This is a genomic window from Gillisia sp. Hel_I_86, assembly GCF_007827275.1.
GTDB lineage: Bacteria > Bacteroidota > Bacteroidia > Flavobacteriales > Flavobacteriaceae > Gillisia.
Genome location: NZ_VISE01000001.1, coordinates 1,319,612 through 1,333,102, shown reverse-complemented (window position 1 = coordinate 1,333,102; position 13,491 = coordinate 1,319,612). Strand labels below are relative to the sequence as shown.

12 protein-coding genes are annotated in these 13,491 nt (G+C 38.0%); 11 read left to right on the top strand and 1 reads right to left on the bottom strand.

Translation table 11 applies throughout. The annotated features are described in order from the left end of the window. Positions 1 to 156: 156 nt before the first annotated feature. Positions 157 to 918 (bottom strand): SDR family NAD(P)-dependent oxidoreductase, encoded by a 762-nt coding sequence (locus JM83_RS05825; protein WP_144960244.1) that lies wholly within the window; start codon positions 916 to 918, stop codon positions 157 to 159. A 175-nt stretch (positions 919 to 1,093) separates the two neighbouring features. Between JM83_RS05825 and JM83_RS05820 the strand changes: the two genes are divergently transcribed. The 11 genes from JM83_RS05820 (at position 1,094) to JM83_RS05770 (ending at position 13,483) form a co-directional block, all read left to right on the top strand. After that, the gene (locus JM83_RS05820; protein ID WP_144960242.1) at positions 1,094 to 1,915 is read left to right on the top strand and encodes a DUF4382 domain-containing protein; all 822 of its coding nucleotides are present in this window, start codon (positions 1,094 to 1,096) and stop codon (positions 1,913 to 1,915) included. Positions 1,916 to 2,069: 154 nt separating this feature from the next. Beyond that, positions 2,070 to 3,074 (top strand): AAA family ATPase, encoded by a 1,005-nt coding sequence (locus JM83_RS05815; RefSeq protein WP_144960240.1) that lies wholly within the window; start codon positions 2,070 to 2,072, stop codon positions 3,072 to 3,074. A gap of 68 nt (positions 3,075 to 3,142) precedes the next feature. Beyond that, positions 3,143 to 4,009, top strand: coding sequence for a DUF58 domain-containing protein (locus tag JM83_RS05810; RefSeq protein WP_144960238.1), 867 nt, complete (start codon positions 3,143 to 3,145; stop codon positions 4,007 to 4,009). Between the two features lie 54 nt (positions 4,010 to 4,063). After that, entirely contained in the window at positions 4,064 to 5,713 is a 1,650-nt protein-coding gene (locus JM83_RS05805) for a BatD family protein (protein WP_261376368.1), read from the top strand. Continuing rightward, entirely contained in the window at positions 5,713 to 6,717 is a 1,005-nt protein-coding gene (locus JM83_RS05800) for a vWA domain-containing protein (RefSeq protein WP_144960234.1), read from the top strand. Before JM83_RS05805 ends, JM83_RS05800 begins: the two co-directional genes overlap by 1 nt. A 42-nt stretch (positions 6,718 to 6,759) precedes the next feature. Beyond that, positions 6,760 to 7,800, top strand: a complete 1,041-nt coding sequence (locus tag JM83_RS05795; protein WP_144960232.1) for a vWA domain-containing protein — start codon at positions 6,760 to 6,762, stop codon at positions 7,798 to 7,800. Between the two features lies 1 nt (position 7,801). Then, positions 7,802 to 8,701, top strand: coding sequence for a tetratricopeptide repeat protein (locus JM83_RS05790; protein ID WP_144960230.1), 900 nt, complete (start codon positions 7,802 to 7,804; stop codon positions 8,699 to 8,701). A 35-nt stretch (positions 8,702 to 8,736) separates the two neighbouring features. Further along, on the top strand, positions 8,737 to 10,497 hold the full coding sequence (locus JM83_RS05785; protein ID WP_144960228.1) for a BatD family protein: 1,761 nt from the start codon (positions 8,737 to 8,739) through the stop codon (positions 10,495 to 10,497). A 2-nt stretch (positions 10,498 to 10,499) separates the two neighbouring features. Then, on the top strand, positions 10,500 to 11,249 hold the full coding sequence (locus JM83_RS05780) for a tetratricopeptide repeat protein (RefSeq protein WP_144960226.1): 750 nt from the start codon (positions 10,500 to 10,502) through the stop codon (positions 11,247 to 11,249). A gap of 77 nt (positions 11,250 to 11,326) precedes the next feature. Beyond that, complete coding sequence (locus JM83_RS05775; RefSeq protein ID WP_144960224.1) at positions 11,327 to 11,614, top strand: hypothetical protein; 288 nt, start codon at positions 11,327 to 11,329, stop codon at positions 11,612 to 11,614. Positions 11,615 to 11,893: 279 nt separating this feature from the next. Next, positions 11,894 to 13,483, top strand: coding sequence for a SulP family inorganic anion transporter (locus tag JM83_RS05770; RefSeq protein ID WP_144960221.1), 1,590 nt, complete (start codon positions 11,894 to 11,896; stop codon positions 13,481 to 13,483). Positions 13,484 to 13,491 lie beyond the last annotated feature (8 nt).

Genomic DNA, 13,491 nt, shown 5'->3' with positions numbered 1-13,491 from the left:
ACTATACACTCAACTTAGACCCAGAAACAAGTTAATGGAGACGTCCAAATTTTAAAGTTTGACTTTTTTACTCTTTTCTTGTTTAACTTGAGTTTACGGAATAAACTCATATCTAAATCTTCAAATTTATCATAATGAGCCATAAATAATTATTAATTAAGAATCTTTGTTTTTATTAAGAATAGTACTGCTGGCTTGGGCTGATGGCATCACCGTAAGGTCTGCAATATTTACATGATAGGGCCTGGAGACCACAAAAGAGATAATATCTGCAATATCTTCTGGCTGAAGCGCCTCGAAACCTTGATAGACTTTTTCTGCTTTCTCGTTATCTCCCTTAAAACGCACTTTGCTAAAATCGGTTTGGGTTAAACCTGGATTTACGGCACCTACTTTAATCCCTGTTTTATTAAGGTCTATTCGCATTGCTTGGTTTAGGGCATCTACCGCAAATTTACTGGCGCAATACACATTTCCATTGGGATACACTTCTTTGCCCGCGGTAGAACCAATATTGATGATATGCCCGGATTTTCTTTCGATCATTCCCGGAATTACCGCTTTACTTACATAGAGCAATCCCTTTACATTAATATCCAGCATGGCATCCCAATCATCTAAGTTTCCATCCTGAATAGGATCCAAGCCGTGAGCGTTTCCGGCATTGTTGATTAGAATATCGATATTTTTAAAGGATTCGGGCAAACTTTCTATTTTTTTAAATACTTCATTTTTATCTCGGACATCGAAATTCAAGGTGGTTACAACTACTTGTTTGGACAGTTCTACTTCCAATTCTTTCAGAATCGCTGTTTTTCTTCCACATAAGATCAAATTCATGTTCTTTTTAGCAAATGCAAATGCGGTTGCTTTTCCAATTCCGCTGGTGGCTCCTGTGATTAAGGCAATTTTTGTCATATTATTGGTTTGGAATTTTAAAAATCGGTTGAAGTTATAAAATGTATCAAGAATAAGATTGGTATCAATTGTAAAACGAACGTTAAGACTTGTTAAAAATAGTTAATTGTGATCGCACCATAAAATCTATTATATAATGTACCGTTATCCACATCAAAACCAAATCAATTTTAATATGAAAAAGCGATCAACAAATATGAGAATGAAGAAATTTACAGGATTTTTAGTGGCTATACTTGCTGTAACCTTATTGTTTAGCTGTAGTGATGATGATTCCAATGGAGAGAATTCTGCTAGAGTAAAAGTGAGAATGACCGATGCCCCGGGTGATTACAAAGCAGTCTTTGTAAATGTGGTAGATGTTATGGTAAAATCTGACGCTTCAGTTTCTGAAGAAGGTTGGGTGAGTCTATCTGGTGTGCAAACAGGCGTGTATGATCTTTTAGAGCTTACAGGTGGAACAACACAATTACTGGCAGATGCTGAGGTGGAAGCTGGATATCTTAGTCAGATTAGACTAGTACTTGGTGGAGACAATTATTTAATTTTAAATGATGGTTCAAGACAAGAACTAAGTACTCCAAGTGCACAACAATCTGGATTAAAAATTAAAGTAGATCAAGAATTAGAGGCAGGACTAGAGTATGAGTTTTTGTTAGATTTTGATGTAGATCAATCAATTGTATCTGCTGGTAATTCAGGTGGTTTTATTTTAAAGCCTGTGATTCGTGCTACTGCAACTGCTGAAACTGGAACTATTGTAGGAGCAGTTCACCCAACAAATTTTCAATATGAGATTACTGCACAAAATGCAGCTAACAAAATTTCTGCTTTTACAAATGCCAATGGAGAATTTGCATTAAACGGAGTTCCTGCAGGAGTTTATAAAATTACCATTACACCTTCTTCATTGTCTGGATTCCAAGTGAAAACAATGAATAACATTGAGGTTACTGCTAACGGAACCATAGATTTGGAAACGATCTTTTTGAATTAGAGGTTAGATTTCTTTTTTAGAAGGGCTCATTAAAATTAAAAAATTTTAGTGAGCCCTATTTTTTTCTTGTCATTTTAACGTTTATGGTTCAATAATTGCTCTATTTGCACCTTTCGTAATTTGTAAATATCTTCACATATTAAATATAATATCCATGATAGAAAATAATGCGCCGGTAGACATTTCAAGTCTTAATGAGAAAATAGAAAGAGAGAGTGCCTTTGTAGATATTCTTACGACCGAGATCAATAAAGTGATCGTTGGGCAAAAGGAAATGGTAGAGCGTTTATTAATTGGTTTATTGGGGCAAGGGCACATCCTTTTAGAAGGTGTTCCCGGTCTTGCAAAAACCTTAGCAATTAACACGCTTTCACAAGCGGTACACGGAAGTTTTAGTAGAATCCAGTTTACTCCGGATCTTTTGCCCGCAGATGTTGTGGGAACCATGATCTATAATATGAAGGTCAATGATTTCAGCATTAAAAAAGGGCCGATTTTCGCCAATTTTGTATTGGCAGATGAGATCAACCGTGCACCGGCAAAAGTGCAATCGGCACTTTTGGAAGCAATGCAGGAAAAGCAAGTTACTATTGGCGACGAAACCTTTATTTTAGATAGGCCGTTTTTGGTAATGGCTACACAAAACCCGGTGGAGCAAGAAGGAACATATCCGTTGCCGGAAGCTCAGGTAGATAGGTTCATGCTGAAGACGGTGATCAAGTATCCAGAAATGGCGCATGAACAACTTATTATAAGGGCCAATTTAAAGGATGGGTTCGAGAAAGTGAACCAGGTGGTGAGCTTGGAGCAAATTGCCAGAGCGCAAGCTGCAGTGCGTGAAGTGTATATGGACGAGAAGATCGAAAAATATATTTTGGATATCGTCTTTGCTACCAGAAATCCTGAGAAATATAATCTACCAGAATTAAAACCACTTATAAACTTTGGAGCTTCTCCTCGGGGAAGTATCAATTTGGCCATCGCAGCCAAATGTTATGCTTTTATAAAACGAAGGGGCTATGTGATTCCTGAAGATGTTCGAGCCATTGTTTACGATGTGTTGAGACATAGGATTGGAATTACTTATGAAGCCGAGGCAGAAAACGTAACTTCCGAAGATATTATCCAGAAGATCATCAATGAGGTAGAAGTGCCCTAGCATGATTTCCCAATAATTAAACTTCCAAAAAATAATCTTATTCCACATTCATCAGAGCTTTAAAAGCTATGGATACCAAAGAACTACTTAAGAAAGTCCGAAAAATTGAGATCAAGACCAAGCGTTTGAGCAATCACGTGTTTGGTGGAGAGTATCATTCTACATTCAAGGGTCGTGGAATGACTTTTAGTGAAGTACGGAGTTATCAATTTGGGGACGATGTTAGAAGTATAGATTGGAATGTAACCGCCAGATATAATGAGCCATTTGTAAAGGTTTTTGAAGAAGAAAGAGAGCTGACCATGATGTTGGTGGTGGATATTTCAGGATCCGAATTTTTTGGAACCAAATCTCAATCTAAAAAGGAAATTATTACAGAAATCGCAGCGACTTTGGCATTTTCAGCAACTCAAAATAATGATAAAATAGGCCTGTTGTTATTTTCAGATCAAATGGAATTATTTATTCCGCCGAAAAAGGGCAGATCTCATGTGCTTCGAATTATCAGGGAATTGCTGGAATTCGAACCTAAAGGCAAGAATACAAATCTTGTTGAAGCCCTGAAATATGTGAGCAGTGTAATGAAGAAGAAAGCGATCGTCTTTGTGCTTTCAGATTTTATGGACGATGGCTATCAGCAAACATTGAAAATCCTCAGTGGAAAGCACGATGTTACAGGAATTCGTATTTACGATGAGCGGGAAGAAGAAATTCCTAACCTTGGGTTGGTACAAATGTTGGATAGTGAAACTGGTGAAATGATGATGGTGAATACAGGAGCCAAATCTGTTAGAACCAACTATGCAAAATATTTCAGGGAACGGGAAGTTTATTTTAAAGACAGCTTTAATAAAAGCGGCGCAGGCACTATAAATACACGTGTGGATGAAGGTTATGTAAAAAAACTGTTGGGTTATTTTAAAAGAAGAGGCTAAGGATTTATAATGACACAAAAATTTTCAACATTTAGAAATTTGGGTTTGCAAACAATGCAACTTGCTTATATTTTTAATTTATCTAGTTACGTGAAAGGCATAGGAAAAATGGCACTTTTCGCACTGTTATTGTTTACATCCCTAAATAGTTTTGCTCAAACCCCAAAAATTTCTGCGGAAATAGATTCTGCTTCAATAAAAATTGGAGAACAAATAAAATATAAAATCTCTGTTGAGGCCGATTCTACAGTGTTGGTAGTCTTTCCGGAAGGTGCAACCTTTAATCCTTTGGAAGTGGTGGAATCTCTATCTACCGATACTTCCAGGATAGAAAATAGGTTTAGATTATTAAAAGAGTATTATTTAACCCAGTTTGATTCGGGGAGTTATACCATTCCGCAGCAGCGGGTTTTAATAAATGAGCGTGCATTTTTAACAGATTCTTTTCGGGTGGAAGTTGCCGATGTGGTGGTAGATACCACCAAACAAAAAATGTTTCCCATAAAACCAGCTATGGAAGTGCCTTCTGGTTTCGAAATTCCGAATTGGGTGTGGTGGGTTTTAGGTTTCCTTATAGTTGCTGGGATTGTTTTTTATTTTATCCGAAGAAAAAAGAAAAGGGATGCCGCCATCAAACAATTGCCTCCTTATGAGCGGGCTTTGTTCGAGTTGGAGCAACTCGATAAATCCCATTTATTGGAAAAAAGGCAAACCAAGGAATACTATTCAAAATTAACCGAAGCGGTTAGAAGATATATAGAAGATGAGGTGCATTTAAGGGCCATGGAAAGTACCACCTCAGAGCTTATTCATTTCTTGGAACTCAAAAAAGAAACAGGAGAGCTTAAGCTAAGTGAGCAAACTATCACAGATCTTCAAGTGATTTTACAACGTGCCGATCTCGCGAAATTCGCCAATACCAAGCCAGATATTATTACCGCAAAATCTGATAGGTCTAAAATTGAACACGTAATTATAGATACCAAAGCTGCAATTCCCGAGCCGACAGAAGAAGAATTGTTAAAAGATGAGGAATACAGGCAACTTCAATTAAAAAAGAAAAAAAAGAAAAAGATCATCACGGCTTCGCTGGTTGGATTAATTCTGATTTTCATTATAGGAACCGTACTTGTAAATACTAAAGGTTACGACTATTTGGTAGACCTATTTGGCGGGAATCCCACAAAGGAATTGTTGGATGGCGAATGGATACAAAGCGAATATGGAGATCCATCGGTTAGCATTATTACGCCGCGGGTTCTAAAACGCGGGGAGCTGGATATGCCAAATGAAGCCAAGGAAATGTTGGTGGGCAATGAAACTTTTATCGACGGTGATCTAGATGAAGAGCTGTATGTGGTTTTAAGTACGGTAAGGTTTCAGCAGGGTGTGAAATTTGAATTGGATACTGCTGTAGATGGTGTTTATGCCAATTTGGAAAAGAAGGGTGCTAAAAACATCATTACAAAAGATGAAGAATATAGCACCTTGGAAGGGGTGAAAGGCGTTAAAGTTTTCGGCACCCTAGAAATGGAAATCCCGAAAAAGGATAGGAGCATCAACAAGAAATATATGATCCTGAATTTTGCCGTAAATGGTGGTTTTCAGCAAATAACAGTGCTCTATAATGAGCAAGATGAATATGCCGATGAGATCGCAAATAGAATAATCAATTCCGTTGAATTTGAAAAACCCATTAATTAATGTTTGACAATTTCACATTTGAAAGCCCTCAATTTTTTTGGCTTTTGGTTTTACTGCCGATTGCAGCGGTTTGGTATTTTTGGAAACGGGACAAACAGCAAGCATCTTTGAAGATGTCCAGCACCCAAGGTTTTAAAAAGAATCACAGCGTACTGCCTTATTTAAAACATGGGTTATTCCTATTGCGCTTAGTTGCTTTGGCCTTGCTTATTGTGGCAATGGCAAGACCTAGAACCACAGATATTTCAACAAAAACCACTTCTACAGAAGGAATAGATATTGTGCTTGCCATAGATGTTTCCGCAAGTATGCTAGCTCGCGATCTAAAACCCAATAGGCTTGAGGCCTTAAAGGAAGTGGCAAGTGAATTTATCAAGGGTAGACCTACGGACAGAATTGGACTGGTGCAATATGCGGGAGAAAGCTTCACTAAAACCCCTATCACCAGTGATAAAGCGGTTGTGTTGAGTTCTCTTAAAGATATAGATTACAGTCCGGTTTTGGTGAATGGAACCGCTATTGGAATGGGTTTGGCAACATCTGTTAACCGAATTAAGGATAGTAAGGCTTTGAGCAAAGTTATTATTTTATTAACAGATGGGGTAAACAACGCTGGCTTTATAGACCCTAAGATCGCAAGTGAATTGGCAGTTGAATATGGTATTAAAGTATATACTATTGGAGTTGGGAGCAACGGGATGGCACTTTCCCCAATAGGGATTTTACCAAATGGGAATTTTCGATATGGAAACCAGAAAGTAGAAATAGATGAAGATTTGCTAAAGGAAATTGCCAGGACCACCGGAGGGAAATATTTTAGGGCCACCAATAATAAGAAGTTGGAAGATATCTATGAAGAAATAGATAGTCTGGAAAAAACCGAAGTAGAAGAATTTAAATATTATAATTATCAGGAGAATTTTAGAATGCTGGTATTAATCGCCGGATTTTTATTGCTGCTGGAATTATTTTTGAGGTTCACGATTTTTAGAAGTTTTATTTAGGGAAACGCACGAGCGAATTCTCACATTTATAAAAGAACACAGATGTATATTTTAGAAGAAGAAAAATTTTTCTGGTTATTGCTGATTATCCCGGCTTTAATAGTTCTTTTTGTAGGTTTATTGTTTTGGAGAAAATCCAAGCAAAAACAATTTGCTTCTCCGGAAATGCTGGAGCAACTCACACCAGATAAATCTGTTTTTAAACCCTGGTTAAAATTCAGTTTGTTGTTATTGGCTTTTGTGTTTTTAATTCTTGCCTTGGTAAATCCTAAAATAGGAACCAAGATGGAAACGGTGACCAGGGAAGGGGTAGATATTGTTTTTGCGATAGATGTTTCCAAAAGTATGGAGGCAGAAGATGTTGCCCCTAATAGATTGGAAAAGTCCAAACAATTGGTAACCCAGATCATAAATAATCTGGCAAGTGACCGAATTGGAATTATTGCCTACGCTGGAAGTGCTTTCCCGCAACTGCCAATTACCACCGATTATGCTTCGGCCAAGATGTTCTTACAGGCCATGAACACCGATATGGTTTCGTCACAAGGAACCGCCATTAAAGAGGCAATCGAACTTTCTTCTACTTATTTCAACGAAGAAGACCAGACCAGCAAGGTGCTTTTTATTATTAGCGATGGGGAAGACCACGAAGGCGATATTGGAAATGTGGCAAAAGAAGCAGCCGATAAAGGGATCCGTATCTTTACAATAGGTGTAGGTTCTTTAAAAGGCGGGCCAATCCCAATCAAAAGAAATGGGGTGGTACAGACGTATAAAAAAGACCAGAATGGTGAAACGGTGATCACTAAACTGAATGAGGCTACTTTGAAAGAAATTGCAGATGATGCCAATGGAGAATATATTCAAGGGAATGTTACCAATGAAGTTCTGGAAAAAGTGACAGAAAGCCTTCAAAAACTGGATAAAACCGAGTTTGAAGCCAAGCAATTTGCAGATTATCAGTCACAATTTCAGTGGTTTTTGGGATTGGCAATATTGTTGCTGCTCTTAGATGTCTTTTTATTGGAAAGAAAAACCAAATGGATCAAGAGATTGAACCTGTTTAATGAACATAAAAAATAAGATGAAGAACTTTTTGAGAAATCATTTAATTCCATCGCGCATCAACTTAATTTTGGTGGGCTTTTTCTTGTTTGTTTCAAGCTTACAAGCACAAACGCTTCAAGAGAACGATAAGAAATTGAATCGGGAAACCAATAAGATCTTAAAAACTGCTGAAGAAGAATTGGGGGAAAACGATTTTTCTTCCGCAGAAGCTTCCTATAGAAAGGCGGTTTCTAAAAACGAATCCAGTACTAAGGCCAGATATAACATGGCGAATATGTACTACGGAAAAGAAAAGCCTGCACAAGCCACTTCCAGATACAAAGAGGCTGCAAAAGTGGCAGAAACAAAGGATGCCAAGCATGATGTTTTTCATAATATGGGGAATTCCTATATGGACCAAAAAAAATATGCAGAAGCAATAGCCGCTTATAAAAATGCGTTGAGAAATAACCCAACAGATGAGCAAACCAGGTACAATTTGGCCTTAGCGAAGAAAATGTTGGAAAAGCAGCAGCAAGAAAACAAAGATCAGGACGACAAAAAGGACGATCAAAAAGATAAAGAGCAGGAAAAAGAAGATCAGAATAAAGAGAAAAAGGAAGACGAGCAAGGGGAAAAGGATAAAAAAGATCAAGGGGATAATAAGGAGAATGAAGGTGGCGATAAGGAAAAGGAGCCTAAAAAAGAACCTGAAAAGCCAGATGATAAAGGAGAGCCTAAAGATCAGAAAGAACAAAAAGATGAAAAAGGAGATCAAGAAAAAGAGCAGCCACAACAGCCGCAGTCAGGACAGCTTTCCCCTCAGCAAATAAAAAATTTATTGGAAGCCATGAACAACGAAGAGAAAAAGGTTCAGGATAAAATAAATGCTGAAAAGGCAAAAGGGGCAAAAACAAGGACTGCCAAAGACTGGTAAGAAATAAGGATTTCAATAAAAAAGTGCAATTACGAATGAAATTAAGAATAATCATACTGTCGTTTTTTCTGGCGATATCTACAATTTCTGTTGCTCAGGTAAAGTTTGAAGCCAAAGCGAGCAAGAATAAGTTGGGAGTTAACGAACGCCTAAGAGTAGATTTTGAGATGAACAAGGATGGAGATAATTTTATGCCACCTTCATTCAATGGATTTACTGTGGTTGGCGGGCCAAATCAGGCAGTTAGCAATAGTTGGATCAATGGGAAACGCACCTACTCTAAAACATACAGTTACTTTCTGGCACCAACATCGCGAGGAAAATTTACAATAGCGCAAGCAGAGATAACCATAGACGATGAGGTCTATAAAACAACGCCAATCCAAGTAGAAGTTACCGGCGCAGTGGCAACGCCCAAAGACGGTGATAATTCAGATTTTGTTGCTTCAGAAAACCTTCATCTTGTTGCAGAGATTTCCGATTCCAATCCGTTTTTAAATGAAGCCATCACGGTGGTCTATAAATTATATGTGAGCCCCTTGGTGAGTGTAAGCAATTGGAGGGAAATGGATAGCCCCGTTTACAGCGATTTTTGGAGCCAGAATATAGATATTAGGCAGTTAAAAATTGAATCAGGTACATATGAAGGAGAACCATATAGGTTTGTAGTTCTTAGAAAGACCATTTTATATCCACAAAAAACCGGGGAGCTTGAAATTCAACCTTTGGCTTTAACAGTATCTGTGGACGTGCCTAGTGAGCGACGGGATATTTTTGGTGGCAGACTTTATAAAACGGTAGATAAGACGGTTACTGCGGGAAAAAGGACCATCAATGTGAAGCCATTGCCACTTGCCAATAAGCCCGCCAACTTCACTGGGGCTGTTGGGAACTTTGATTTTAAGGTGAACGCAAGTAAGACCCAGTTAGCTGCAACCGAATCTTTAACGCTAAAAGTTCAAGTTTCCGGGAAAGGAAATTTAAAACTTTTTGATCTTCCGAAGTTGGAGGTTCCAAGTTCTATAGAATTATACGAGCCGGAACGTATTGAAAATGTTAGAACAGATCTCAACGGCACACAAGGAAGTATTGCAGATACGTATACCGTTGTGCCCAATCAAAAAGGGAATTTTCCAATTCCTGCTTTATCCTTTTCCTATTTCGATTTAAGCAGTAAAAGTTATAAGACCATTAATGCTGAAGAAATTTTGTTGGAAGTTTCGGGTGCCCCTGCAACTTCCTCATTTTCGGCTGGGAATAATGGGGTAAATAAACTGCCTGTTGAAGCCACCGGAAAGCAGTTTGAATATATCAAGTTAAACACTGATCTAAAGCCTATAAATTCCGGGCCATTTTTGGGTTCAGCAATATTTTGGACATTTTTGTCGCTTCCCATTGCAATTGTATTCTTGGGAATTCTTCTTGGGAAAAAGAGACGGGAAATGGCAGATGATGTACAGGGCAAAAAGATTAAAAAAGCGAATCGCCTTGCAAAGAAATACCTTTCTGAGGCTAAGAACAACTTGGGAGATCAAAAGGCATTTTATATAGCTCTGGAGCGCGCATTGCACAATTATCTCAAAGCCAAGTTGCATATCCAGACCAACGAAATGAGCAAAGATAAAATAGATGCGCTGTTGCAAGACAGGAAAGTGGATCCAACAACGACCAAAGAATTTATTTCCCTTATAGAAAGTTGTGAGTTTGCCAGGTATGCTCCTTCGTCCAGTGTTGCCATGAATCAGGATTATGAAAAAGCCGCAGCTACCATTTCAGCATTAGATAAACAGTTATAAGCATGAAAAGAATACTGTTCCTTTTACTATTAATTTGTGCTCCAATGGTGGCGCAGAACAATGCATTGTTCCAAAAAGCCAACAATGCCTATAATACAGGGAATTATCCCGAAGCAATAAGCTTATATACCGAAGTGCTGGAAAACGGGGAAGAATCGGCAGAGTTGTATTTCAATTTAGGGAATGCTCATTATAAGCTCAATCATATAGCTGAAAGTGTTTATAATTATGAAAAAGCCTTATTGCTAGATCCTGCAGACAAAACGATCCAAAACAATCTGGAATTTGCCAATAATATGGTAATAGACGATATTAAGGAAGTGCCAAAATCGGGACTATCCAATTTTATCACCAGTACGATCAGTATTTTCAGTTTTAATGGATGGGCGTGGATCGCGATACTGGGAGCTGCAATTTTTGCAGTACTATTTTTACTCTACTATTTTAGTGTGGCCAGTAAATGGAAACGCCTATTTTTTACCGTTGCAATTACCGCTGTAATAATTTCCTTTATCTCTTTGATTTTCGCGTTTCATTTAAAAAACGTTACTCTAAACAATGAGTTTGCCATCGTTTTTGCTGAAGAAGTACCGGTGCGTAGTGAGCCTAATTTAAGGGGGAACGAGCTATTTCTCCTTCATGAAGGCACAAAAGTGCAAATTCTTAACACCTTTCAGGATTGGATTCAATTAGAACTGGCCAATGGTTCCACAGGATGGACAGACAAGTCTTCACTCAAATTTCTTAGATAGATTGGTCAAATGCTAAGGATAGGTTAAATTGCACCAATATTTTCAGCTAACTAATAAATATTGCTATTTTTGCCGAAATGTTGAAGACAGCTAAAATATTAGTGTTCATTTTCGTGAGTTTCCTCACGGTACCTACTATTGCGGTCCTTATAGATAACAATACCGATATCTCCTTTGTTTTTTCCAATACAGAAGAAGAACAAGCCAAGAACAATATTTCAATAGAATTTGTATTCAACGAGACAAGAGCGAATCATTTGAATATCGAACTATTACCAAAAAAATCTTTGATTATGGATAAAGAGAGGCATGATCTACAATCCCTCTATCCGGAAGTAATATCCCCACCGCCAGAATTGGCCTAAGCCTTTTCGATCTCCGCGTTACTTTTAATTTAAGCTAAAGTTTACTACATACCATCTTCTAATATTTAAGTATTGGCAATGTGTTTCTTGGCCTATTTATATTACAAAAGTACCGTCCATTCTCAATTAATTATAAATAAAAGAATTAACAAGGAGCGGGACCAAAATAAGGTTCCCATCTTCCTTTATGTAATTGCATCTCTTTGGGAGAGTAGCAGCATCAACGCGCTATGACTTGGAGGATATACCATTACAATTCTTGTTACACATAGTATTTAGATGTTTAAAAATTTAAAAAACGACTTACCATCGAGTTTAGTAGTGTTTTTTGTTGCCCTACCCTTATGCTTGGGAATAGCCCTAGCCAGTGGGGCACCTTTGTTTTCAGGAGTCATTGCCGGTATTATTGGAGGAATTATAGTAGGGGCTGCCTCGGGTTCTTCACTTGGGGTTAGTGGCCCTGCAGCAGGTTTGGCAGTGGTGGTGCTCACAGCAATTTCAGATCTTGGAAGTTACGAGCTGTTTCTGGTTGCCGTGGTTCTTGCCGGGATTATGCAGATTATTTTAGGATTGTTAAAGGCTGGGGTAATAGGGTATTTCTTTCCATCTTCGGTGATAAAAGGAATGCTCTCTGCAATTGGGATCATTATTTTCTTGAAACAAATACCATTGGCAATGGGATTTGATGATCAATCTGAGAGTGTTTTTTCCTTCTTTGAGACTACAGGACAGGACACTTTTTTAAGCTTGGCTCACATGACAGATTATGTTTCTGTAGGGGTTGTTTTAATAACAGCTATTTCCTTAATGATCTTGTTGCTTTGGGATAAGGTATTGGCAAAGAGGAGTAAATTCTTCAAACTGGTACCGGGACCTTTGGTTGCTGTTATTGCAGGGATTATTTATCAACTAATCTTTAGGGATACTGCTTCCATTTTGGAAATTACGGGGAACAATCTTGTGATCGTACCTGTACCCGATGGCATTTCAGATTTTATTGGGCAATTTACCTTCCCGGATTTCACGCAACTTGGGAATTCTAAAATTTATATGGTAGCAATTACCATTGCGGTGGTTGCCAGTTTGGAAACATTATTGAGTGTGGAGGCTACAGATAAATTAGATCCCAAAAAGAGAGTAACACCCACAAATAGGGAGCTTATGGCGCAAGGTTTAGGAAACACATTTTCTGGTTTAGTTGGGGGTTTACCAATTACTCAAGTAATTGTAAGAAGTACCGCCAATGTTATGAGCGGCGGTAAAACAAAACTTTCTACTATACTTCACGGATTTTTACTGCTTTTTAGTGTCCTGTTAATTCCGCGTTTTCTCAATTTAATTCCACTGGGAGTATTGGCGGCGGTATTATTGATAATTGGTTACAAATTGGCCAATCCCAAACAATACGTTCAAATGTTCAAACTGGGCAAATCCCAGTTTGTTCCCTTTGTTGTTACGGTTGTGGCAATAGTGGCAACAGATCTTTTAGTGGGCATCCTGTTGGGACTATCCGTTGGGATTATCACCATTTTGATAAATAGCTATAAGAACTCACATTTTCTACATATTGAGGATGTTTCCAATGGCAAAAGCAAAATGAAAATGGTGTTTGCAGAAGAGGTTACATTTCTAAACAAAGGAGCAATTCAACGTGAGCTTAATTCCTTGCCAAAAAACACCTCTTTAGATATTGACGTGACCAAAACCAAATCTTTGGATCTGGATGTTTTGGAGATCCTGGATGATTTTGCAATTACAGCAAGCAACAGGAACATAAACATCAAACTTATTTCTGAAAGGGGGGAGTTTGAAAACCCCGTTAATTATAGAGAGATCTTTGGAGTAGAAGTTTTTGAACCAGCACATTAAAAATAAAT

Bases quoted from the DNA above. Each gene is read 5' to 3' on its own strand.
- JM83_RS05825 (WP_144960244.1), bottom strand. From the start codon at position 918: ATGACAAAAATTGCCTTAATCACAGGAGCCACCAGCGGAATTGGAAAA.
- JM83_RS05820 (WP_144960242.1), top strand. From the start codon at position 1,094: ATGAAAAAGCGATCAACAAATATGAGAATGAAGAAATTTACAGGATTT.
- JM83_RS05815 (WP_144960240.1), top strand. From the start codon at position 2,070: ATGATAGAAAATAATGCGCCGGTAGACATTTCAAGTCTTAATGAGAAA.
- JM83_RS05810 (WP_144960238.1), top strand. From the start codon at position 3,143: ATGGATACCAAAGAACTACTTAAGAAAGTCCGAAAAATTGAGATCAAG.
- JM83_RS05805 (WP_261376368.1), top strand. From the start codon at position 4,064: ATGCAACTTGCTTATATTTTTAATTTATCTAGTTACGTGAAAGGCATA.
- JM83_RS05800 (WP_144960234.1), top strand. From the start codon at position 5,713: ATGTTTGACAATTTCACATTTGAAAGCCCTCAATTTTTTTGGCTTTTG.
- JM83_RS05795 (WP_144960232.1), top strand. From the start codon at position 6,760: ATGTATATTTTAGAAGAAGAAAAATTTTTCTGGTTATTGCTGATTATC.
- JM83_RS05790 (WP_144960230.1), top strand. From the start codon at position 7,802: ATGAAGAACTTTTTGAGAAATCATTTAATTCCATCGCGCATCAACTTA.
- JM83_RS05785 (WP_144960228.1), top strand. From the start codon at position 8,737: ATGAAATTAAGAATAATCATACTGTCGTTTTTTCTGGCGATATCTACA.
- JM83_RS05780 (WP_144960226.1), top strand. From the start codon at position 10,500: ATGAAAAGAATACTGTTCCTTTTACTATTAATTTGTGCTCCAATGGTG.
- JM83_RS05775 (WP_144960224.1), top strand. From the start codon at position 11,327: ATGTTGAAGACAGCTAAAATATTAGTGTTCATTTTCGTGAGTTTCCTC.
- JM83_RS05770 (WP_144960221.1), top strand. From the start codon at position 11,894: ATGTTTAAAAATTTAAAAAACGACTTACCATCGAGTTTAGTAGTGTTT.